Consider the following 18,876-nt stretch of genomic DNA (forward strand, 5'->3'; position numbering starts at 1 on the left):
GACATCATGAACAGCAGGAGCCAGTCGTCGAAACCTCACCGTGGGCGCAGTACCGTACCGGTCTCCAGCCGGGATCGGGCTCGGGAATGTGAGCGGGCCTCTGCGGAGGCAGCCAAGAAGGGGAGGAAGGCCCTCAAGGAGCGAGCGCAGGGGAAGATGAACCCCGGGGTGGCCGCGCTCATTGTGCTGTCGGTCATCGTGGTCCTGTGGATTGTGGCGCAGCCGCTGAGCAACTTCTATGAGCAGCGGCAGGAGATCGCGCGGCTGCAGGAGTCGATCGTGGCGAAGCAGCAGGAGAAGGATAGGCTCCAGGACACCATCGAGCGCTATAACAGCGAGGAGTACGTCAAGGAGCAGGCGAGGAACCGGCTGGGGGTGATCGACAAGGGGGAGACAGCCTTCCGCGTCCTCGACCCGCGCCTCCAGCGCGAAGCCGCCGGCACGATCACCGAGCGGGAAGAAGCGCAATCCCGCACATGGTACGAGGTCCTCTGGGACTCCATCACCGAGCCGCCCAGCGCCGGCCCCTCCGAGAACGAGGACCCCGGCCCCGGCGAAGATACCCACATGCCTCTGCAGCCCGACCCGGAGGGCATGCCACAATAGAGCTCATGACTCTGAGCCCTGAAGACTTCGACGCCGTCTCCGCGCAGCTGGGTCGCCCCCCGCGCGGGGCCATCGAGGTGTCTTATCGCTGTCCCGATGGCGCCCCCGCGGTCATCATGACCCAGCCGCGCCTGCCCGATGGGACCCCCTTCCCGACGCTCTACTACCTCACCGACCCCCGCCTCACCGCCGAGGCCTCTCGTCTGGAGGTGGCCCACGTCATGACGTGGATGAGCGAGCGCCTCGAGAAGGACAGCGCGCTCGCCGAGGACTATCGCCAGGCCCACGAACACTACCTGGCCACCCGCAACGCCCTCGAAGACCTGGGCACCACCTTCTCTGGCGGGGGAATGCCGGATCGTGTGAAGTGCCTTCACGTCCTCATGGCCTATGCCCTCGCGGAGGGCCCGGAGCGCGTCCGCCTGGGCACCGAGGCCGTCGCCCTCGCCGCGGAGCACGGGGGCCTGCGCGGCACCGCCATCCCGGAGTCCTGGCCCACCTGCGAAGAGCTGGGCATTGATCCCACCCAGTTCGATTTCTCCCACGCCGGAAAGGGGGCGCTGGCATGACGCGCCTTGCTGCCGTCGACTGCGGAACAAACTCCCTCCGCCTCCTCATCAGCGACGTCTCCGGCGGGCAGGCCCGGGACGTCCACCGCATCATGAAGATCATCCGCCTGGGCCAGGGCGTCGACGCCACGGGGGAGATCAACCCCGCCGCCATCGAGCGGGCGCGCGCCGTGCTGAGCGAATACGTCGAGCTCATGAAGCGCGAACACGTCGACGACGTCCGGATGGTCGCCACCTCGGCGGTGCGGGATGCCTCGAACAAAGAGGACTTCTTCTCCATGACCGAGGAGCTGCTCTCCCAGATCCGTCCCGGCCGGCGCGCGGAGGTCATCAGCGGGGAGGAGGAGGCCCAGCTGTCCTTCCACGGGGCGGTGGCGGACCTTCGCCCGGAGGATGGCCCCTTCTGCGTCATGGACTTGGGCGGTGGGTCGACGGAGTTCATCGTCGGCGATCACGATGGCACCATCCACGGGGCGCACTCCATCCAGGTCGGCTGCGTGCGCATCACCGAGCGCATTATGCGCAGCGACCCGCCCACGGAGTCGGAGAAGGACATTGCCCGTGAGTACATCGACGAGCGCCTCGAGCGCGTCGAGCTCCTCGTGCCGCTCAAGGAGGCGCGCACCTGTGTCGGCTGCGCCGGCACGTTTACGACGCTCTCCGCGCTCGCGCAGGGCCTGGAGACGTACGAGCCCTCGGCGATTCACTGCTCTCAGCTGCGCTTCGATGCCTTGCCCGTCCTTGCCGACGGCATCCTGTCCGAAACCGCCGCTCAGCGGCGCACCCATCCCGTCGTCCACCCGGGCCGGGCGGATGTGTTCGGGGCGGGGGCTTTCATCGTGACGCGGATCGTTGAGCTGCTTCGCCGGGCCTGTGGCGCGGAGGCCTTCGTCATCTCGGAGAAGGACATCCTGGATGGCATGATCGCGGGGCTGCGCAGCGCATAGGGGTGGGGGAGCGGCTGGGCTCCCCGGCACCTGAGCTCATGAGCAGGGAATTACCCTTATGGAATCCGCGCGATTAAGATGATCGGCGGGTTTCGGCCCAGCCCCCATAGCCCAATTGGCAGAGGCAGCAGACTTAAAATCTGAGTGTTGTCGGTTCGAGTCCGACTGGGGGTACTATATTTCCGCAGCTCAACGGGGGTGTGGGCGGTGCGTTCCCGCGGGGAGTGCAGGGTTGGGAACTATTTCCGGGGGCGATGCGTTGAAGACTAAGGAACACTCCCTTAGTCAATGCGAAAGGATCTGTGACCAACGTGCGTAGCAGCAACCCGGTCATGAAGACTCTCACCCATCCGAATGGCCACGGTGCGCCACAGGGCGACCCCTTCCTGGGCACCCAAGCTGGCCAGTATTCCTTCCCTCCGATGGAGCAGCGCTCCACCGAGCGCCCGATGACGGTGGACGACGTCGTCACGAAGACGGGCATCACCCTGGCGGTCATCGTGGCGCTCGGGATCGTCAACTTCGCGATCGGCGCCACCGTCTCCTATAGCCTGTCCTCCATGCTCACCATCGTGGGCGCTATCGGTGGCCTCATCACGGTTCTGGTGGCAACCTTCGGGCGGAAGTTCGGCTCCGCCGCCGTCACCCTCATCTACGCCGCGTTCGAGGGCCTCTTCGTCGGCGGCATCTCGCTGGTCCTCAGTGGCTTTGTCTTCGGCCGTACGGTGAACGCCGGCCTCCTCATCGGCCAGGCGGTGCTCGGAACCGTGGGCGTGTTCCTGGGCATGCTTTTTGTGTACAAGATCGGCGCCGTGAAGGTCACCCCGAAGTTCACCCGTATCCTCTCCGCCTGCCTCATGGGCGTGGTGGTTCTGGCCCTGGGCAACGTGGTCCTCTCCCTCTTCGGCCTCAACCTGCTGCGCGCGGGCGGTCTGCTGTCCATCATCTTCTCGCTCGTGTGCATCGGACTGGCGGCCGCGAGCTTCCTCGTGGACTTTGACTCCGCAGATGAGATGATCCGCGCTGGCGCTCCCGCCAAGGCGGCGTGGGGCATTGCTCTGGGCCTCGCGGTCACCCTCGTGTGGCTCTACACCGAGATCCTCCGCCTGCTGAGCATCTTCCAACAGAGGTAAAGGCCTCTTCAGACCGGGCACAAAGACCGGAGACAACACGCACGCACCCTACCGCGACATGCAAGCGGTAGGGTGCGGTGTTTGTGTTGAGCCCCGGATGGTGCCCCCGGACGGCGAACCCCAGACGCGGAGCAGCCTCCCGGCGATGGGCGGCATCGCGGGGAGGCTGCGTCCGTGTCCCTGGAAATGGGCAGTGACTACTGCGTGCTCGGGATCTCCGCGTTGAAGGTGTCATTCCCCACGCGGACCTGCTGGAACACGAGCCCAGCGGCGGAGTGGCGCGGGTTCAGCATCTGGACCGAGACGTTCGAGTGACGCTCCGGAGTAGCACCCGGGCGCTCCACCGTCTCGCGGGTGGCGGTGCCCTGGGCGCCCTCCTCGGTCCAGGACTGCCACTGGATGTCCTTCAGGGTGTCGCCGGCATCGCCGCACGCGAGGTCAAGGACCGACGGCTGCATCACCGGGGTCCCACCGCAGGTGAGGAACACCGGGGTGGTGCTGTCGCCCTTCTCGGCGGCCTGGCTCGGGGTGGCCTGGCTCGGGGCGGCGGCGCTCGTCGCGTTGTCCAGCTTGGTCTCCGAGGGCTGCTGGCGCGGAGGCGAGCACGCTCCCAGGCTGAGACCGAGCGCCACCACGCAGGTGCCGACAACGGCGGACTTCATACGAAAACTACGGGACATGGGACTCAATCCTCCAAGATCGAGATGAAACGATGGGGTATGGGTGGGCCTCGGTCCTAGGACTTGCGGAGGGTCGCGGCCTTCTCCGAGTTGTAGGGCTCGGCAGAGACGATAGTAACGCTAATGGTGTTGCCGTTCGGGGCGGTGTACTCGCGGGTCTCGCCCTCGTGCGCACCGACGACAGCCGCGCCGAGCGGGGACTGCTCGGAGTAGGTCTCGAGGTGCGGGTTGTCGATGGCTGCAGCGCGCGTACCGATGAGGAAGGTCTCCTTCTCCTCCTTGTTCCCGTTGTAGTAGACGTGAACGACGGAACCCACGTGGGCGACGCCCTCGGCGATGTCGCCGCGCTCCGTGGTGGAGTTGGCGAGGATCTCGGAGATCTGCTTGATGCGGGCCTCTTCCTGGTCCTGCAGCTCACGGGCGGCGTCGTAGCCGGCGTTCTCCTTGAGATCGCCTTCCTCGCGGCGCTCGTTAATCTCGGCGGCGATCACCGGGCGGTTCTCAATAAGAGCGTTGAGCTCGGCCTCCAGCTTGGCCTTCGTCTCCGGAGTGATGTACTGCTTCTGCTCTTCAGCCATAAATGTGGACCTTCCGTTCATGAGACGCCGACGCTCAGCGGACGGCGTTCGACCGGCACCAATGACCCCGGCCGAAGCCGGGGCGCAAGGGCGCACGGTGACGTGCAATTTTGTGCAAATTCTAGCACGGCATCCTAGTCGGGGATGCTGAGGTGGGCGGGGATGGACGTCGAGCAGCCATAGACCCCGCCGGAGACCGGCCGGGAGGTGCTCGGGATGGTGGTGGTGATCCGCTGGGTCTCGTTTCCGCCGGCGGGGATGAGCACCTCGCGGCGGCCGATCTCTGCGTGATTGATGTCCAAGGCCGTCACGATGCAATAACTCGGGACGGTGACGTCCTTCCTGGTGACGTCGACGTCCATCTGAAGCGTGGAATCATCGATCGCGGAGAATCCCGCCATGGAGGCGGAAACCTCCGAGGTGACGCTGCGCTGGCGCACGGTCCACGCCACGTACACGACGGCAAGGATGAGGACGATGATGATGCCCACGACGATCCACTTGCCCGTGATGGACCGGGGCCCCTTCTTCTGAGGGGAGGGTGAACGCCCATAGCGCGAGGTGGGGCGGTCGATTGTGTCCTGGGGCATCAGTGAACCTCCGAGAAGCAAGGGCAGGGGACTGGGACTTAGTCTATCGCAGGGGGAGTGGTGCCCCGGGGTGGCGTCGGGAGTGCGAGGCCGTAGAATAGGTGAACTGACAACAAAATTGTGGCGGCGCGCGCGTCGAGGTGCAGGCGCGGTCACAGATGAGATGACACACACCAGGAGTAAAGGACAAGCGGACATGAAGTCATTGCGTATTCTCGCGATCCATGCCCACCCGGATGATGAGTCCTCGAAGGGTGCGGCCACGCTCGCCCGCTATGCGGCGGAGGGGCATCGGGTTCTTGTCGTGACGTGCACGGGGGGAGAGCGCGGAGACATCCTCAACCCGGCGATGGATAAGCCGGGGATTAAGGAGAACATGACCGCGGTGCGGAAGGAGGAGATGGCGAAGGCCGTGGCGGCGCTGGGCGTCGAGCACCGCTGGTTGGGCTACGTGGACTCCGGGCTGCCCGAGGGGGACCCGCTGCCCCCGCTGCCGGAGGGCTGCTTCGCCCGGGAGAAGACGGACACGGTGGTGCGAGACATCGTGGGCATTATGCGGGAGTTCCAGCCGCACGTCATCATCACCTATGACGAGAACGGCGGCTATCCGCACCCTGATCACCTCAAGGTGCACGAGGTGAGCATGGCGGCCTGGGAGCGCAGCGGCGACGCGAACTATGCCCCCGAGCTGGGCGAGCCCTGGACACCGCTCAAGCTCTATTACACCCACGGCTTCATCCGTCAGCGGATGGAGATGTTCCACGAGCTCCTCCTCCGCGAGGGGAAGCCGAGCCCGTATACGCCCATGCTCGAGCGGTGGAAGGCGAACAAGGCGGACGTCATGGAACGGGTCACCACGCAGGTCCGCTGCGAGGAGTACTTCGAGGCCCGTGACGACGCCCTGCGCGCCCACGCCACGCAAATCGATCCTGCGGGAGCCTTCTTCGGGACACCCGTGGAGGTACAGCGTAAGCTATGGCCGACGGAAGAATTCGAGCTGGCGAAGACCCGCGTGTCCACCTCCATCCCGGAGGATGACCTCTTTGCCGGCATCGACTAAGGAGGTAACAGGATGCTGGACACGGTGATGGTCCTCGCTGAGCGGGCCGAAAATGTCGGCCCGCTGGGCCCTGAGTTTGGAAAGGCCTCGCCGGTGGGGCTCCTGGTGTTGGTCCTGCTGGCCGCCGCCGTGCTGTACCTGGGCTGGGCTTTCCACCGCCGCTTCTCGCGGATGAACCGCCGCCGCATTTTCGCGGAGCAAAACGGGCTGGACCTCTTTGACGAGGAGGCCCTCGACAAAGCGATGGAGGAGGCCGGCGTCCTCGATCATCGTCGGAAACACCTCCTCTAGCCTCTCGAGCTTCTCGTTTCTCTCGCCTCCGCGGGCGCACTGGCGCCGAGCACGGCCACACGCAGCTCCGCACCGTGTGGTTGGCTCAGCGAGTGCCCTGACCCGCCCTGTTATCGTCCGAGCGCTACACTTTATGAACGTGAGATTCCTGTCCCGTCTGCTCTACCCGCTCTATGAGACGCGGCTGCGTCGTGAGCTGCGGGGAGCTCGGCAACCCCGGCACGTGGCCGTGATGTGCGACGGGAATCGTCGGTGGGCGCGCGAGGCGGGTTTCGACGACGTGAGCCACGGCCACCGGGTGGGGGCCCGAAAGGTGGCAGAGCTCGTGAGCTGGTGCCACGATACGGACGTCGAACTCGTCACCCTGTACCTCCTGTCAACGGAGAACCTCCAGCGCGAATCCGCGGAGCTCACGATGCTCTTCGACATCATCGTCGACGTTGTCTCCGAGCTGGTGAGCACGGAGAACAACTGCCGCGTGCGGCTGGTCGGCGATCTCTCCCTCCTCCCCGAGGACATCGCCCAGCGCCTCCAGTCCTCGGTGGCGGACACCGAGGACAACACTGGCGTCTCCGTCAACGTGGCGGTGGGCTATGGCGGGCGGCAGGAAATTGTCGACGCCGTCCACGCGGTGATTGAGGAGGAGGTGGCATCAGGCACCCCGGCGGAGAAGATCGCGGAGGCCATTAGCGTCGCGTCCATCTCCGAGCACCTGTACACGCGCGGGCAGCCGGACCCGGACCTCGTCATTCGCACGTCTGGGGAGCAGCGGCTCTCGGGCTTCCTCATCTGGCAGGCGGCCTACTCGGAGATCTGGTTCACCGACACGTATTGGCCGGCCTTCCGGCGCATAGACTTCCTTCGCGCCCTGCGGGAATACAGTGGGCGCTCCCGTCGATTCGGAAAGTAGAGACGTCGTAGACATGACTCTGGTGCTCTATCACTCCTGGTATGGGTCCACCCGTCGTTATGCTGAGGAGCTCGCGGGGCGGCTGGGCGCCAGGCTTCTCCCCCTCGAGGAGGCGGGGGATCATCCGGCCGCGGAGGGCGAAGCGATCATCGTTCTCAGCGCCGTGCACGGGCCCGTCATGCCCGCGGCGGATTATGTTCGACGCCGCCCGGACCTGGTTCGCAGGCACCCGGTGGCCGTCGTCAATGTGGGGATGACCCTGCTGGAGGAAGCGCGGGCGAAGGATCCGCTGAGCCGGGTGCTCGGGGAGGCTGCGGAGAAGGTCCGGCGGTTTTATCTGCCCGGTCGGATGGCGTATTCCGAGCTCAGCGCGAAGCACCGCGTGGTGATGCGGAGCATTATTGCGGCGCTCAAGGCGAAGCCGCAGAAGGGGCCCAATGAGCGGGCGATGATCGAGAACTATGGCCGTGATGTCGATTGGATGGACATGGCGGAGTTGGATCCCATTGTGGAGTGGTGCAAGGAGGCACAGCAGGCCACATAGGCCGGGGCGGGGGCGCTAGATCTTGCGCATCCGCACCTGCTGGACGTGGTGATTGGCCCCCTTCTGGAGGACCAGCGAGGCACGCACGCGGGTGGGGAGGATGTTCTCCACGAGGTTGGGGAGGTTGATCGCCTGCCAGATCTCCCGGGCCTCCGTGATGGCGACCTGGTCGGACAGGTTGGCGTAGTGGGAGAAGTGGGCGTCCGGCTCGCGGAAGGCGGTGGCGCGGAGGCTCAAGAAGCGGTCGATGTACCACTGCTCGATGTCGGAGGTTTGGGCGTCGACGTAGACGGAGAAGTCGAAGAGGTCGCTCACCATGAGGGTGGGCCCCGTCTGGAGGACGTTGAGCCCCTCGAGGATGAGGATGTCCGGCTGCTTAATGACCTGCACCTCGTCGAGGCGGTCATAGAGCGTGTGGGAGTACATGGGGGCGTGCGCCTCCGGCTTCCCGGACTTCACCTCGGTGACGAAGCGGAGCAGGGCCCGCTGGTCATAGGACTCGGGGAAGCCCTTGCGCTCGAGGATGCCGCGGCGGCTCAGCTTCGCATAGGGGTAGAGGAAGCCGTCGGTGGTGACGAGGTCCACCCGCGGGTGGGATTCCCAGCGCTGGAGGAGGACCTGGAGGAGGCGCGCGGTGGTCGATTTCCCCACCGCCACGGAGCCCGCGATCCCGATGATGAAGGGAATTCTCGACGTCCGCGAGCCGAGGAACGTCTCCGTCACTTCGTTGAGCCGCTGGTGCGCCTCCACGCGCAGGTGGATGAGGCGGGAGAGGGGGAGATAGACGTCCGAGACTTCGTCGAGATCAATGTTCTCCCCGATGCCGCGGAGTTGGACCACTTCCTCCTCAGTGAGTACCTGAGGCATGGATTGACGGAGTTGACGCCAGGAAGCTCGGTCGAAGTCCAGATACGGCGTGGAATCTGACGTGCGCGGCATGACCCTATTGTGGCAGGTGTCTCTGGGTCTTTCGACACCGGGTATGATCACCACCAACCGGTCCCTACCCGACACAAGGAAGAGGAAGTATGTCGGAGCAGCCCACCAACGCAGATGTGAGATACCTTTCGCTGGCGGAATTAGACCCGGAGGTCGCGCAGGCCATTGACGGGGAGCTGGCGCGGCAGCGGAACACGCTGGAGATGATCGCCTCGGAGAACTTCGTGCCGCGGGCGGTCCTGCAGGCCCTAGGCTCGGTGCTGACGAACAAGTACGCAGAAGGCTACCCCGGCCGTCGCTACTACGGGGGCTGCGAGAACGTCGATATCATCGAGGACCTCGCCCGCAACCGCGCGAAGGAGCTGTTCGGGGCGGAGTTCGCGAATGTTCAGCCGCACTCGGGGGCCCAGGCGAACGCCGCCGTCCTCCACGCGCTCATCTCCCCTGGGGACAAGATCATGGGCCTCTCCCTCGACCACGGTGGGCACCTCACCCACGGCATGAAGCTCAACTTCTCCGGCAAGCTCTACGAGGTGGCGGCCTATGGCGTCGATGAGACGACGTTCCGCCTCGACATGGACAAGGTCCGCGAGCAGGCCCTGGCCGAGCGCCCGAACGTCCTCATCGCCGGCTGGTCCGCCTACCCGCGCCAGCAGGATTTCGCGGCCTTCCGCTCCATTGCCGACGAAGTCGGGGCGAAGCTGTGGGTGGACATGGCCCACTTCGCTGGGCTCGTCGCCGCGGGGCTGCACCCGAGCCCGGTGCCCCACGCGGACATCGTGTCCACCACCGTCCACAAGACCCTGGGCGGCCCCCGCTCGGGCATGATCCTCGCGCGGCAGGAGTACGCGAAGAAGCTCAACTCGGCGGTCTTCCCCGGTCAGCAGGGTGGCCCGCTCATGCACGCTGTCGCGGCGAAGGCCATCGCGATGAAGATCGCCGGGACGGATCAGTTCCGCGAGCGCCAGGAGCGGACCCTCGAAGGGGCGCGCATCCTGGCGGAGCGGCTCATGGCCCCGGACGTTGCCGAGGCCGGCATCAGCGTCCTCACCGGCGGGACCGACGTCCACCTCGTCATGGTGGACCTGCGTCACTCCTCCCTCGACGGCCAGCAGGGCGAGGACGCCCTCCACGAGATCGGCATCACCGTCAACCGCAACACCGTGCCCTTCGACCCGCGCCCGCCGATGGTGGGCTCCGGGCTGCGGATCGGCACCTCGGCGCTGGCCACCCGCGGCCTCGACGCGGCGGCCTTCTCCGAGGTGGCCGACATCATCGCGACGGCGCTCGTCGGCGCGGCGAATGGCAGCCTCGATACGGAGACGCTGAGCTCCCGCGTGAGCGCTCTCGCCGATCAGTTCGCGCTCTACGACGGCCTCGAGAGCTGGCCGCTGCACTAGGGACTATGACTAGAGTGATGGTGTGAGCAACCTTGAGCACACCATCATTTGGCAGGTTTATCCGCTGAGCGCCGACTTGCGGCAGCTCGAGCACCCGGAGGATGGCTCCCAGTCATCCGCCCTGCGGCGCACGACGGCCTGGCTGGACTATGTCCAGCAGCTCGGCTGCGATGCTCTCATGCTGGGGCCCATCTTCCGCTCCGTGTCCCACGGTTATGACACGCTCGATCACTACGCGATCGACCCTCGGGTGGGAACCGAGGAGGACGCGAGGACGCTCATCGCGGAGTGCCATGCTCGGGGGATCAGGGTCATCTTCGACGGCGTGTTCAACCACGTCGCTGCCACGCACCCCCTGGTGTCCTCCGGTGGGCCCATCAAGCGCACCGAGGCTGGCGACCCCGTCCCGTGGGAGGGGCACGAGGAGCTCGTCGAGCTCGATCACAGCGACCCGCGCACGGCGGACATGGTCACGGACATCATGCTTCACTGGCTGCGTCTGGGGCTCGACGGCTGGCGGCTCGACGTCGCCTATGCGGTGCCGACGGCCTTCTGGGCAGAGGTGACCGATCGGGTGCGCGCGGAGTTCCCGCAGGCCATCTTCCTCGGGGAGATGATCCACGGGGATTATGTGCAGCTCATCGACGAGGGGCACCTCGACTCCGCGACGCAATACGAGCTGTGGAAGGCCATCTGGAGCTCCATTAAGGACAAGAACTTCTGGGAGCTTGCCCACGCCCTCGAGCGGCATGAGGAGTTCAGCAGGGGGCACATCCTCAACATCTTCGTCGGCAACCATGACGTGGACCGGATTGCCAGCGTCGTGGGGGATGGCGGGGCGGCGCTCGCGGCGTGCTTCCTCTTCACGTTGCCGGGCTGCCCGAGCATCTACTACGGGGATGAGCAGGCCTTCCGCGGAGAGAAGGGGGAGGGATTCGGCGCCGATGATCCCATCCGCCCGCCGCTGCCGGAGAGCCCGGAGAAGCTGGCGGAGCAGGGGAAGTGGCTCTGGCAGGTCTATCACGACCTCATTGCGGCCAGGCGGCGCCACCCGTGGATGAGCACCGCCACGCTGGAGGTGCGCTCCAAGGACAATGAGCGCATTGAGTATGCGTTGAGCTCGGCGGAGGGGGAGCTGACGGTGCAGGTGGACATCAGTGAGAAGTTCCGCGCCCACCTGGCGTGGAGCGATGGGGAGGAGCTCCGCTACTGCTGGTGATCCTCATCGCTGGGGTGGGCGGCCTCGCGCTGCTCAGCGAGTGAGGTCCGCGCCGTCCGCAGCCACTCGGGCTGGTTCTGAAGGAGCTCGCTGATCTCCTGCGTGGTGAGGGGCTTATCCATCTCATTGCGCTTGAGCGCGCTGATCGTAATGCCGAGCTTGCGGGCCACCTCCGGGCGGGGGTGTGGCCCCTCACGGCGGAGATCGACGAGCCACTGCGGCGGATTCTGCTGTAGCTCCCGCAGCTCAGCATGGGTGATGGCCGAGCGTTGGAACTCCTCGGGCGTGGCCGGCAGATAGATGCCGAGCTTCTTCGCGGCAGTCTGCGGCTTCATCGCGGAGCCGGATGGTTGGCGGAGAGATTCTTCAGTCACGGGAGCCACGGTAGCATGTGGGCATGCTCACCCTCGCTTTCGTCACCGGCACCGAGCCGGACAAATGGTTCCGACGCTATGAGGAGCGCAGCTCCCACGGCCCGCTCCGCACCCGCGGCGAGGATGACCCCGTGAGCCTGCTTCTTGACGGCGAGGTCGATGCGGCACTCGTGCGCTTCCCGGAGCCCCGGATCGATCGGGAGGAGTATCACGTCGTCGAGCTCTACACGGAAAGCGCCGGCGTGGCTGTGCCCAAGGAGAGCGTGTACGCGGAACTCGGGGAGGCGCTGCGTCCCGAGGACATTGCGGGGGAGGCCTGCCACTACGCGCCCGAGGCAGGGACGTCGATTGATCTTGCGGGGCTGCGCGTCGGGCTGCAGGTGGTGGCAGCGAATGTGGGCGTGGTGATGGGGCCGCGGCCGATCCTCGCGATGCTCGGCGGGAAGCAGGTTCGCGACTGTGAGCTTCTGGAGGCGCCGTGGGGGGAGACGCGGATCGGCATCGTGTGGCCGAAGGAGAGGGATGCCGACGACGTCCAGGACCTCGTAGGCATCATGAAGGGACGGACCGCGCAGAGCACCCGGCAGGGCGGGGGAGACCGCGGCGCCGGGGAACACGGGCAGACGAAGAAACTCAGCGCGAAGGAGAAAACGCGGGCGAAGCAGGAACGTCGGGCTGCGCGCGAGGGGCGGGCCGTTCAGGATGCGGGCGGCCGGCAGCGCGGTGGCTCGGGGCGTCGAGGGGCAGGCCGGCGGGGATCTGCTGGGCGAGGCCGAGGTGGGCGTCGTGGCCGGCGAGGCTGAGAAATGGTGACGCGAAGTTAACAATTTGGCAACAACGTATCAAGAAATTGGCATGTGTGAGATCTGATACGAATAATGGTGAGCGGACATACCGACAATTCTTATGAAAGGTTGAACCATGTCGCTGAACCGTCGAATCCTCGCTGGTACCGCTGCCGTCGCGCTGACCCTGGGCCTGGCTGCGTGCTCCCAGGACGCCAAGGAGGCCGCCTCCTCCGCCACGGACGCTGCGGGTAACGCTGCCGCCTCCGCCACCTCCGCTGCTGGCGACGCCGCCAACTCCGCCAAGGAGTCCGCTGGCGACGCCGCCTCCTCCGCCGCCGATGCCGCCAAGGGTGGGGCTGACAAGCTGACCAGCATCCCGACCGCCCAGGGCGATGTTGAGGTCCCGGCTGCTGTCGCTACCGCCGCCGAGGAGAACCAGCTGGGTGAGGCCGTGGGCGTCACCAAGGGCAACGACGAGGGCCAGTACATCGTGGAGTACTCCGACGGCCGCTACGTCGTGAACACCGAGGACAACGGTGGCGTCCTCATCCAGGGCAAGATCGCCGAGACCTGGCTCGAGCAGGGTGGCTACGACGCCGAGGTGGGCGTCCCGGTTTCTGCCGAGCAGCGCATTGACAACGGCTGGACCCAGGAGTTCACCAAGGGCACCATCAACTGGACCTCCGAGACCGGCCAGGTTGCTGACTACAAGGCGGACGTCCAGACCAAGTAAGGACGCGCCTGCGGATTGAGCCCGCACCCCGCGCTGTGGGGTGCGGGTTTTTCGCATGGGTGGCCCAGACACGTGCGTCTAGTTGCATGAATCTGGGGCATCGTGAACAATTTGGACCATGACAGAGTCCACATTCAGGATCCGGCCGATTCGCCGCGAGGATTACCCGCATGTCCAGGCCATTTACGAGCATGGCTTGGACACCGGGCACGCCACCTTCGAGCGGAAGGCGCTCACCTGGGAGCAGTTCTCTTCCGCGAAGATCATGGAGACGGTCTACGTCGCCGTGGAAGCCGATGATGACTCCACGGTGTTGGGGTGGGTCTCCGCGGCGCCGATTTCCTCGCGTTCGGTGTTCCACGGGGTGGTGGAGGACTCCGTGTATATTCACCCCGACGCTCGCGGTCGCGGGATTGCGGGTGCGCTGCTCGATACGCTTATCGAGGTGTGCCAGGAGCTCGATAAGTGGGCCATCCATGCGTGGATCTTCCCGGAGAATACGGGCTCGGCGAAGCTGCACCAATCCCGGGGATTCGAGAAGATCGGCACATTCAGCCACATTGCGAAGATGACCTACGGGGAGCTCGCGGGGGAGTGGCGGGACACCGACATCTACGAAAAGCTCCTGCCCAAGCCCGATATTCACGTCTAGCACTCACGGCTGACTGGAGCGCGCATGCGCTTGACCCCCACCGCCCTCTGCGCGAGGAAGGTGGGGGTCAGTGTTTTTTGAGGATGTGCACCAGGTGAGCCGGGGAGAGGGCTAGTCCTCCAGCGGCTCGAGCCGATCGCTCAGCTTCTTCTCCTTGATGAAGAAGAGGATGACCGCGGAGAGGAAAGCCAGCGGGCACACCATGAGCAGGACCGGGGTGAGCGAATCGTTATAGGAGAGCTGGATGGCGTCGGCAATAGCCTGCGGCATGTGGTGCAGAGCCGTCGGGGTGAGGCTGCTGAGGTCTGTCTCCGGGTTGAAGGTCTGCAGGAAGCGGGCGCCCTCCTCGCCGCTGTCCTTGATGGCCTGCGGGAGGTTGCTCTGCATCTGACCGGTGAGGCGGCCCGTGAAGAGCCCGCCGACGAGCGCGGATCCCAGGGAGCCGCCCACCTGGCGGAAGAAGTTGTTCGTGCCGGTGGCGGTGCCCACCATGCTCAGCGGGAAGGAGTTCTGCACGATGAGGACCAGCACCTGCATCGAGCAGCCTAGGCCGAAGCCGAAGACGAAGAAGTAGATCCCGACCGTGATGAGGGAGGTCTCCGGCTTCATCGTGCTCAGCAGGAAGAGGCCGATGCCCGTGATGACCATGCCCACGATGGGGAAGAAGCGGTAGCGGCCCGTGCGGGAAATGAGGTTCCCCACGACGATCGAGGTGCCCATGAGGCCGATCATCATCGGGATCATCATGAGACCCGCGTTGGTCGGGGTCATGGCGTGGACCATCTGCAGGTAGGTGGGCATGTAGGCGAGGGTGCCGAACATGAAGATACCCACGGCGAGGCCGGCCAGCAGCGTGAGGTTGAAGTTCCGCGTCTTGAAGAGCTGGAGCGGGATGAGCGGGTTAGAGACCTTGCTCTCCACGAAGACGAAGATCGCGGCGAAGATGATGGTCGACGCAATGAGACCGAGGATGAGCGGGGAGCCCCACTCGTACTCATTGCCGCCCCACGTGACGAAGAGGACGAGGCTCGCGGTGGCGAGCGCCATGGTCAGCGTGCCCAGCCAGTCAATGTCGAGGTTCTTCTGGCGCTTCGGGAGGCGGAGGAAGAACCAGATGGCGGTGATCGCGACGATACCGATCGGGATATTCAGCCAGAGGCCCCAGCGCCAGCCCGGGCCGTCCGTGAACCAGCCGCCCAGCACCGGGCCGAGCACGGAGGACACGCCGAAGACGGAGCCCATGATGCCCATGTACTTGCCGCGCTCGCGGGCAGTGGTGACGTCGGCGGTGATCGCCTGGGAGAGGATGATCATGGAACCGCCGGCCACGCCCTGCATGACGCGCGCGATGATGAGCATCGCCATGTTCACCGACAGGCCACCCAGCAGAGAGCCGAGGACGAAGAGCGCATTGGCCCCGATGAAGAGGCCCTTGCGGCCCAGCTGATCACCGAGTTTGCCGAAGAGCGGCATCGCGATGGTCTGGCCCAAGAGGAAGGCGGTGATGACCCAGGACATGTGGTTCGCGCCGCCGAGCTCGCCGACGATGGTCGGCAGGGCCGCGGCGAAGATCGTCTGCCCGAGGGAGCTCATGAGCATGGAGAGCATGAGGGCAGCGATGATGAAGCCCAGCTGCCTCTCCTTGGGGGAGGCAGGGGCCGTCGCGTCGGGGGAGCGCTCAGCGGCTGAGGCGCTCGATGTATCAGTGCGAGACGTAATATCTCCTTCTTTCTGCGGATCGGAAGAGGGTGCCAAAGTCATAATGAGCGTCCTTGGAAAATAGTGGTGAGTTCGTGGAGAGCGTCAATGCAACAGTTCTCTAGGGCCTCGTCGCTCCCGTCGGCCTGCTCCAACCAGATGCGATTTCCCAGCTGGAGCGTGCACAGCGCGATGGAGACGAGGGACTGAGCCTCGTGACTCGGGGGTGCCGAGAGCGTTTTCCGCCCGGGGTAGAGCTCGAGGTATTCCTCCGTGAGCTCGACGAGCGCCGCCGCCATCGTGTGCACGCCGGCAACATTCTGGTAGGCGAGGTCGGGGTCACGCCGGCGAATAATGCGCCGGCGCTTGAGGACGGTGGCCCGCTGCTCCGGCGCAACGCACCGGACCGTGGTGGCCAGCTCGAAGGCGAGGCGGCACAGAGCGCTGAGGATATCCTCATGCTCCGTCGCGAGGAATTCCGCACGCTCCTCATCCGTGGGGACGCGCGGAGGGGCGCCGAGCACGGCGGTCTCCTTAGAATCCACGTAGTTGAAGAAGGTGCGTTTGGAAATGCCGACTTCCGCGCAGATGTCGTCGACGGTGACGTTGTCGAAGCCCTTCTCCGCCGCGAGGGCGGAAGCATAGTCTTCGATGGCTGCGCGGGTAGCTCGTCGCTTGGACTCGCGAAGGGACGGTTCACTCTCAGCCATGAACCTAAACCTAGTGCAACTTTGCACCAAGTGCAATTATGTATGGAGTGAAATTCGCCCCTCCGTGCAAAATTCTGTGGGGCGGGTCACGCCGGCGTGGGGGCTAGCCCACAGGAGGGCTCGGGGAGGGGGCAGAACCCCTAGTGCGACCTGCGGAAACGGATGCGATCTCCCGGCCGCAACTGGGCGCTGCGATCGCAGGATCTCGATGTGAGCACCGCGATGACGGGGTAGCCGCCCGTCACCGGGTGGTCGGGGCCAAAGACCACGGGCTGGCCGTTGGGCGGCACCTGAATACTCCCTCGAACCATTCCTTCGCTGGGCAGCTCCTCCTTCCGACGACGCCCCAGCGGCACATCGCCCGTGAGGCGCAGTCCCACCCGGTTGGAGTCCTGGCTCACCTCGTAGGTCTGGGAGTAGAAGAGGTCGAGCGCATCCTCCTCGAACCAGTCCTCGCGGGGCCCGGGGATCACCGTGAGCGTTTCCTCGGCAACGCGGCGCCAGAGGACCGGGAGGGTGCGCAAGGCTGGCCACCACGCGAGCTCGGCGATGTCACTGGCCTTACTCAGGACGTCGCCCTCGGCGAGCGGCGTCGGACCCAGCCCGGACAGCGTGTCCGTACTCCGGCTGCCCAACTCCTCCTGGGCGAGGAATCCGCCGCGGATTCCCAGGTAGGCGCGCAGTCCGTAGCGGGCTGGTTCGATGTAGAGGCGGTCCCCGGTGGCGACGTCGAGAATACGGTGCGTGTGGGCGTCGATGACGGCGCCCCGGCGACGACGGAGACTCACGCTGGCGTCCGTGCCGGTGACGACGAGGCTGGTGGGGTTGAGGACCTCGAACTCACACCCGCCGAGCAGGATCTCCAGGACGGCCGCATCCGGCGTGTTCCCCAGGGCGTGATTGGCGCGGGCGGCGGAGAGGCGGTCGAAGCTGCCCGAGGGGCTCACTCCCAGGCTGGCGCGGCCGGGGCGGCCCCGATCCTCGAGGAGGAGCTGGGGGCCGGTGGACAGGACGCGGAGGACAGGGGTGGAACTCATGCATGCTCCTTGTCGTAGAACTCGACGAGGTCGCCGGCGCGCAGCAGTGCGGGGCGCTCGGCGGCGCTGTCCCAGAAGGGGGTCTCCGTGAATCCAATGATCTGCCAGCCGCCGGGGGAGGAGCCGGGGTACACGGCCGACCACTCGCCGGCAAGAGCCACGGATCCGGCGGGGATGGCGGTCCGGGGCTCGGAGCGCCGGGGGACCGTGCCCAGGCCCGGGCCGGAGGCCGCCGAGAGGTAGAAGAATCCGGGCGCGAAGCCCCCGAAGGCAGCGCGCCACGTCGTGCCGCTGTGGCGGACGATGAGCTCGGCGGTGGTGATGCCGAGGGAGGAGGCAAGATCCTCGAGGTCAGGGCCGTCGTAGGAGACGGGGATGCGGTGCGTCTCCCCACCGCCCGTGCTGGCGGTGGCGGGTGGGAGGCCGGTGTCATCCAGGAGCCGCTGAGCCCCCTCGAGGCTGAGCACTGCCGGATCGAGGTGGATGAGAAGGGTCTGGGCGGCGGGGACGAGGTCGATGATGCCGGGATGGGCGACCTCGCGGAGCCTCTCGGTGAGCGCGAGGACGGCATCCGTAGCGGAGGCATATCCCGCGGGCTGGTCGACGTCGATGAGGAGGGCGCGGTCACCGCAGAGATGGGTGCGCATGGATCAGCCCACCTCGATTCCGCGTTCAGCGAAGCGCTCGTGGATGAGGCGGACGACGGCCAGTGCCGCCTCATTGTCCCCGTGGACGCAGATCGACTGGGCAGCAATGCGCACGGGTGTGCCGTCGACGGCGCGGAGCGGGGAGCCCTCCGCGATGGCGACCGCCTGGGCGGCGGCCGTCTCGGGATCGGAGTGGACGGCGCCGGGTTCGCGTCGGGACACCAGGGTGCCATCGGGGTGGTAGGCGCGGTCGGCGAAGGCCTCCTCGATGACGCTGAGCCCCGCCTGGCGCGCCTGCTCGACGACAGGCGTTCCCGCGAGCGCCATGAGCTGCAGTGAGGGGTCGAGGTCGAGGATGCCCTCGATGACGGCCTGCGCCTGGACGGAGTCATGGGCCATGCGGTTATAGAGCGCCCCATGGGGCTTGACATAGCTGACGGTGGTGCCGACGGCCTGCGCTGCGGCGCGGAGGGCCCCGATTTGGTAGATGGTCTCGGCGCGGAGGTCGGCGGGGTCATAGTCGATGCTGCGCCGGCCGAACCCGGCGAGGTCCCGGTATCCGATATGGGCGCCCACCCTGGCCCCTGCCTCCACGGCTAGGCGGCAGGTGCTGAGCATGACGCGGGGGTCGCCAGCATGGAAGCCGCAGGCGATATTCGCGCTGCTCACGAGCGGGATGATGCGCTCGTCATTGGGGATGGACCAGGCGCCGAAGCTTTCTCCGACGTCGCTATTGAGATCGATCGTGAGGGGCAACATGTCCTCCTAAAA

Annotated in this window: 23 protein-coding genes and 1 tRNA gene; 14 read left to right on the plus strand and 10 right to left on the minus strand. The window is 66.1% G+C overall.

Going from position 1 to position 18,876, the window contains the following annotated elements; translation table 11 throughout:
- Positions 1–6: 6 nt before the first annotated feature.
- From L1O03_RS06490 to L1O03_RS06510, 5 genes are all read left to right on the plus strand, one after another.
- Positions 7–606 (plus strand): FtsB family cell division protein, encoded by a 600-nt coding sequence (locus L1O03_RS06490; protein WP_236118636.1) that lies wholly within the window; start codon positions 7–9, stop codon positions 604–606.
- Between the two features lie 5 nt (positions 607–611).
- Positions 612–1,175, plus strand: a complete 564-nt coding sequence (locus L1O03_RS06495) for a DUF501 domain-containing protein (protein WP_236118637.1) — start codon at positions 612–614, stop codon at positions 1,173–1,175.
- The gene (locus L1O03_RS06500; RefSeq protein ID WP_236118638.1) at positions 1,172–2,122 is read left to right on the plus strand and encodes a Ppx/GppA phosphatase family protein; all 951 of its coding nucleotides are present in this window, start codon (positions 1,172–1,174) and stop codon (positions 2,120–2,122) included. The genes L1O03_RS06495 and L1O03_RS06500 overlap by 4 nt, the downstream gene beginning before the upstream one ends.
- A 100-nt stretch (positions 2,123–2,222) precedes the next feature.
- A tRNA-Leu gene (locus L1O03_RS06505) sits at positions 2,223–2,296 on the plus strand.
- Between the two features lie 137 nt (positions 2,297–2,433).
- On the plus strand, positions 2,434–3,255 hold the full coding sequence (locus L1O03_RS06510; protein WP_420830316.1) for a Bax inhibitor-1/YccA family protein: 822 nt from the start codon (positions 2,434–2,436) through the stop codon (positions 3,253–3,255).
- 197 nt (positions 3,256–3,452) lie between these two features.
- Here L1O03_RS06510 and L1O03_RS06515 read toward each other — a convergent pair whose 3' ends face one another.
- The 3 genes from L1O03_RS06515 to L1O03_RS06525 form a co-directional block, all read right to left on the minus strand.
- Positions 3,453–3,935 carry a hypothetical protein gene (locus L1O03_RS06515; RefSeq protein ID WP_236118639.1) on the minus strand — a complete coding sequence of 161 codons (483 nt, stop codon included), beginning with the start codon at positions 3,933–3,935 and terminating at the stop codon, positions 3,453–3,455.
- 56 nt (positions 3,936–3,991) lie between these two features.
- On the minus strand, positions 3,992–4,513 hold the full coding sequence (gene greA / locus L1O03_RS06520; protein WP_236118640.1) for a transcription elongation factor GreA: 522 nt from the start codon (positions 4,511–4,513) through the stop codon (positions 3,992–3,994).
- Between the two features lie 134 nt (positions 4,514–4,647).
- Positions 4,648–5,103, minus strand: a complete 456-nt coding sequence (locus L1O03_RS06525; protein WP_236118641.1) for a DUF4307 domain-containing protein — start codon at positions 5,101–5,103, stop codon at positions 4,648–4,650.
- 196 nt (positions 5,104–5,299) lie between these two features.
- Here L1O03_RS06525 and mca point away from each other — a divergent pair, with 196 nt between their 5' ends.
- The 4 genes from mca (at position 5,300) to L1O03_RS06545 (ending at position 7,908) form a co-directional block, all read left to right on the plus strand.
- Entirely contained in the window at positions 5,300–6,163 is an 864-nt protein-coding gene (mca, locus tag L1O03_RS06530) for a mycothiol conjugate amidase Mca (RefSeq protein WP_236118642.1), read from the plus strand.
- Positions 6,164–6,175: 12 nt separating this feature from the next.
- Complete coding sequence (locus L1O03_RS06535) at positions 6,176–6,454, plus strand: hypothetical protein (protein ID WP_236118643.1); 279 nt, start codon at positions 6,176–6,178, stop codon at positions 6,452–6,454.
- A gap of 133 nt (positions 6,455–6,587) precedes the next feature.
- A complete protein-coding gene (locus L1O03_RS06540) occupies positions 6,588–7,364 on the plus strand; it encodes an isoprenyl transferase (protein ID WP_236118644.1) in 777 nt (258 codons plus the stop codon).
- Positions 7,365–7,377: 13 nt separating this feature from the next.
- On the plus strand, positions 7,378–7,908 hold the full coding sequence (locus L1O03_RS06545) for a flavodoxin domain-containing protein (RefSeq protein WP_236118645.1): 531 nt from the start codon (positions 7,378–7,380) through the stop codon (positions 7,906–7,908).
- Positions 7,909–7,923: 15 nt separating this feature from the next.
- Here L1O03_RS06545 and coaA read toward each other — a convergent pair whose 3' ends face one another.
- Complete coding sequence (gene coaA, locus L1O03_RS06550) at positions 7,924–8,847, minus strand: type I pantothenate kinase (protein ID WP_236118646.1); 924 nt, start codon at positions 8,845–8,847, stop codon at positions 7,924–7,926.
- Between the two features lie 89 nt (positions 8,848–8,936).
- On the opposite strand from coaA, the gene glyA reads away from it, so the two are divergent.
- Complete coding sequence (gene glyA, locus L1O03_RS06555; RefSeq protein WP_236118647.1) at positions 8,937–10,247, plus strand: serine hydroxymethyltransferase; 1,311 nt, start codon at positions 8,937–8,939, stop codon at positions 10,245–10,247.
- A gap of 22 nt (positions 10,248–10,269) precedes the next feature.
- The gene (locus L1O03_RS06560) at positions 10,270–11,466 is read left to right on the plus strand and encodes an alpha-amylase family glycosyl hydrolase (RefSeq protein ID WP_236118649.1); all 1,197 of its coding nucleotides are present in this window, start codon (positions 10,270–10,272) and stop codon (positions 11,464–11,466) included.
- On the opposite strand, the gene L1O03_RS06565 is transcribed toward L1O03_RS06560, so the two are convergent.
- Positions 11,454–11,801, minus strand: coding sequence for a DUF5997 family protein (locus tag L1O03_RS06565; protein ID WP_236119196.1), 348 nt, complete (start codon positions 11,799–11,801; stop codon positions 11,454–11,456). The two genes, L1O03_RS06560 and L1O03_RS06565, sit on opposite strands and share 13 nt — an antisense overlap.
- 62 nt (positions 11,802–11,863) lie before the next feature.
- Between L1O03_RS06565 and L1O03_RS06570 the strand changes: the two genes are divergently transcribed.
- From L1O03_RS06570 to L1O03_RS06580, 3 genes are all read left to right on the plus strand, one after another.
- Positions 11,864–12,643, plus strand: coding sequence for a LysR family transcriptional regulator substrate-binding protein (locus L1O03_RS06570; protein WP_236118650.1), 780 nt, complete (start codon positions 11,864–11,866; stop codon positions 12,641–12,643).
- 118 nt (positions 12,644–12,761) lie between these two features.
- Positions 12,762–13,361, plus strand: coding sequence for an LGFP repeat-containing protein (locus tag L1O03_RS06575; RefSeq protein ID WP_236118651.1), 600 nt, complete (start codon positions 12,762–12,764; stop codon positions 13,359–13,361).
- A 118-nt stretch (positions 13,362–13,479) separates the two neighbouring features.
- Entirely contained in the window at positions 13,480–14,013 is a 534-nt protein-coding gene (locus L1O03_RS06580) for a GNAT family N-acetyltransferase (RefSeq protein ID WP_236118652.1), read from the plus strand.
- 111 nt (positions 14,014–14,124) lie between these two features.
- On the opposite strand, the gene L1O03_RS06585 is transcribed toward L1O03_RS06580, so the two are convergent.
- The 5 genes from L1O03_RS06585 to L1O03_RS06605 form a co-directional block, all read right to left on the minus strand.
- Positions 14,125–15,774, minus strand: a complete 1,650-nt coding sequence (locus L1O03_RS06585) for an MDR family MFS transporter (protein WP_268914158.1) — start codon at positions 15,772–15,774, stop codon at positions 14,125–14,127.
- Complete coding sequence (locus tag L1O03_RS06590) at positions 15,771–16,421, minus strand: TetR/AcrR family transcriptional regulator (RefSeq protein WP_236118653.1); 651 nt, start codon at positions 16,419–16,421, stop codon at positions 15,771–15,773. Before L1O03_RS06590 ends, L1O03_RS06585 begins: the two co-directional genes overlap by 4 nt.
- Before the next feature lie 140 nt (positions 16,422–16,561).
- Positions 16,562–17,458 carry a 5-oxoprolinase subunit C family protein gene (locus L1O03_RS06595; protein ID WP_236118655.1) on the minus strand — a complete coding sequence of 299 codons (897 nt, stop codon included), beginning with the start codon at positions 17,456–17,458 and terminating at the stop codon, positions 16,562–16,564.
- Complete coding sequence (locus L1O03_RS06600; RefSeq protein ID WP_236118656.1) at positions 17,455–18,105, minus strand: 5-oxoprolinase subunit B family protein; 651 nt, start codon at positions 18,103–18,105, stop codon at positions 17,455–17,457. Before L1O03_RS06600 ends, L1O03_RS06595 begins: the two co-directional genes overlap by 4 nt.
- Positions 18,106–18,108: 3 nt before the next feature.
- A complete protein-coding gene (locus L1O03_RS06605) occupies positions 18,109–18,864 on the minus strand; it encodes a LamB/YcsF family protein (protein ID WP_236118658.1) in 756 nt (251 codons plus the stop codon).
- Positions 18,865–18,876: the final 12 nt, after the last annotated feature.

This window comes from Corynebacterium uropygiale (assembly GCF_021568315.1).
GTDB lineage: Bacteria > Actinomycetota > Actinomycetes > Mycobacteriales > Mycobacteriaceae > Corynebacterium > Corynebacterium uropygiale.